1 protein-coding gene is annotated in these 3,330 nt (G+C 44.6%); it reads left to right on the forward strand.

The window, feature by feature from the left end; translation table 11 throughout:
- The first annotated feature begins 76 nt into the window (after positions 1-76).
- Positions 77-2,926, forward strand: a complete 2,850-nt coding sequence (locus JX360_RS17135) for a C-terminal helicase domain-containing protein (RefSeq protein ID WP_244353430.1) — start codon at positions 77-79, stop codon at positions 2,924-2,926.
- Positions 2,927-3,330: the final 404 nt, after the last annotated feature.

The raw sequence follows: 3,330 nt of genomic DNA on the forward strand, positions 1-3,330 counted from the left end.
TGTTCTAACTCTACAAACTCTTGGATTTTGACTCCAGCAAGACCCAATAACTTATCAAGAGGAACCAATGTTCGTCATGGAACTCAGTATCTCATTATACTATCGACACCAAAATGTCAGGAGAGCCCCAAAATCTTCTATTACCCCCGAGCAAAATAATCATCTCGATCGTATAGAAGCAAAATTAGCTGATGAGATGATGTATGCCATATTTATTCATGTAGCTAGGGTACTTGAGAATATCGGACAAGGGTGGGTTAGCTATTCACCTGTCGGTAATCCCTCTGATGTTCTGGTTCAAGTTGTGGATGCTGTCATTCGTCAATTAGGTATCCGCCGACTTCATAGATACTCCAGTTATTTTCGTCCAGGTGACACGCAAAACTTGCCACGTTATTCTGAAAGATATAGCAACCGTGTTACTGACATTTCTTCTGCTGATGTTCTACGACAGCTTACTGATTCTAATGCAGGTATAGCCAGTAGTAATAGTATTGCTCTTAATCCAGACAAGCTCTATCTTGTACTTCCTACTACATTGAATAGTGATAACACTCGCCCCGGTTATCGCTGTCCTCAGTGCAATGCTTTTTATCTTCATCCCGCAGGTGGAATTTGTCCTGAGTGTAATACTTCCACAAAGGAAGATGCGCCAATAGTCAGACTCGAACCCAGTCAAACCAGATCAGATTTTGATTACTATACCTATCTTTCAGAACAGTCGGGTCAGCCTTTTCGGATGAATGCGGCAGAACTCACAGGGCAAACAGATAAGGATGAACGACCAAAACGCCAGCGCTGGTTTCAGGATGTATTCATCAATCAGGAAATTCCCAGAGTTCAAGGCATTGATCTTTTAAGCGTAACTACCACAATGGAGGCTGGTGTAGACATTGGAGCGTTATTAGCGGTGATGATGTCCAATATGCCCCCCCGCAGATTTAACTATCAGCAGAGGGTCGGACGGGCGGGACGGCGCAGTGCAGGGGTTTCTCTGGCGGTTACTTTCTGTCGAGGTAGAAGTCATGACGATTTTTACTTTCAGCGTCCAGAGAGCATTACGGGTGATCCGCCTCCGCCACCCTATGTGGATATGCGTAGTGAGGCGATTTTTAAGCGGGTGCTGATCAAAGAAGTATTGCGGCAGGCATTCACAGAAACTGGGATTGGTGGCCCTTTGGAGCTAACTGATAGCGTGCATGGTGAGTTTGGTAAAGTTGAATATTGGAACGATTACAAACCTCAGATTACTACTTGGTTGCAGAATAATTCTAATGAGTTCAAAATTCTATCCATTTTAAAGGCTCTGAGAGTCCAAGTTGATTTAACTAAAGAAGACTCTCAATTCCTGATCGATCTTCGCAATGAACTTATTGGTGATATAGATCGTATTGTGGCAGATGCTACTTACACTCAAGATACTTTGAGCGAGCGATTGGCAAATGCAGGATTCTTACCCATGTTTGGTTTCCCCACTAGAGTGACGCTTCTCTACACTAAATGGTCAGATAAAGAAACTATCGATCGTGATTTGGATGTGGCGATCGGTCAGTTTGCACCCGGTTCTCAAACTGTTAAAGATAAGGCAGTTTATACAGCTTGTGGGGTGGTGGAGTTAGTGCCTGCAAATAATGGTAATCAAATGATCTCTCACCCCGGATTTTCACCCGCCTTGCCTGACCCTAACCAATCGCTGGGATTATGCGGTAATTGCCAAGCTGTAGTTTATCCCTATCAACTCGATCGACCTATTACTGGCAGTAACATAAATCAGCTTTCTGAATGTCCTGTTTGCCATCAAAAAAGTTTACGATCTTTGGATGCTAGAGAACCAAAGGGATTTTTTACAGATTTGAACCCAGAGGACTATGATGGTCAGTTTGAGTGGCAACCCCGCTCTACCCGCCCCACCGTTAGTATCAATTCTCCTGCTGGTAATCCAATCTTAGTTTTGAATGCTAATGTTTCTTCTGTGAGCGATCGCATTATTTCAATCAATGATAATGGCGGTAAAGGGGGATTTGATTTTCAGAATGCTTCAGTATTCGGCAACTCTAGATCAGGAGCTTATGTAGTTGCAGATGCTATTGGAAGGAGCGATCGCGTTACTGGTACAGGACAGATATATAGAATTGCACTCCTCGCACGGCGTAGAACTGACATTCTCTTAGTAAATATTGCCCAGTGGAGTGAGGGGGTATTTGCCGATCCCATGACGGTAGAAGGGAGAGCCGCATGGTATTCCTTCGCTTTTTGGCTAAGGATTGCCGCCTCTGCTTATTTGGATATTGATCCACAGGAATTGCAGGCGGGATTTCGTACATTAGCTCAAGATGGCAGAGTTGTAGGTGAAGGGTTTCTCTGTGACAGCCTAGAAAATGGGGCGGGCTACTGCAATTTTTTAGCCAATCCTCATCAATTTGAGAAAGTCATGGGTCAATCAGATATTGATAATGAGAGCTCGATCGCCTATCGTTGGCTAAACCCTCAAGCTCATGGCAGAAATTGTGACACTTCTTGTAATGACTGCTTGCGGGATTATCGTAATCTTGCCTATCACGGACTTCTAGACTGGCGATTGGCTTTGGATATGGCTCGCTTGGTCAGAGATCCATCCGTTACCATAGACTTGAGCTCTAATTGGGGAAGTTTTCCTAATCCTTGGCAAAGTTTAGTCAGTGGTGTGATTTCTGCAACTTTTGAACGGCTTGGTTACGACAAGTCCACTCAGTTTGCCAGTCTGACTGGTTTTGTGAAAAATCAGAAAAGTAGCAGAGAGATTCGGATTATACGACATCCACTTTGGCAGGATACTCACCCAGAGTGGGAGAGAGCGAAAGAAGTTGCTGATAAAGAATACCCGAATCATAATATTGAACATGCTAATCCTTTGATTGCTCTGCGACGACCGGGGGACTATGTCTAAGTAAATAGTGGGGCACCTCTATTTATTGGAACCAGCAAAAAATCATCTCGCTGGAATATAGAGGTGCCCTAGTGGTAAATTCATTTTATGAGAGATAACAAATCACTGCACCCGACCATAGGCTAAGCTACTCCTATCATCCAAAGTTATTGACGGCAGGTGAGTTCAGACGTTATGTTGCCAGCCCCGATAAATAGCTGGCTTTTGGGACAAGGGATCCCTGGGGGGCTGGTCATGGCGAATGCGAATAGTGTTGGGAAATGAAACTGTTACTTATGCCTCTTTCGTCAGTATGGGGAGGCTAGGCTTGAGGTAGAAGCTGAACTCCTTACCCAGCCATGACTCTAGCTCGTCAGGCGCTACCCACCCTTCAAGTCCTTGATGACTACTGTGAGGCCTACCGC

Origin of the sequence: Thermostichus vulcanus str. 'Rupite', assembly GCF_022848905.1 — a bacterium.
In the GTDB taxonomy this organism is placed as follows: Bacteria; Cyanobacteriota; Cyanobacteriia; order Thermostichales; family Thermostichaceae; genus Thermostichus; species Thermostichus vulcanus_A.

Coding starts and splice junctions, on each gene's coding strand:
- JX360_RS17135 (WP_244353430.1), top strand. CDS start 77: ATGGAACTCAGTATCTCATTATACTATCGACACCAAAATGTCAGGAGA.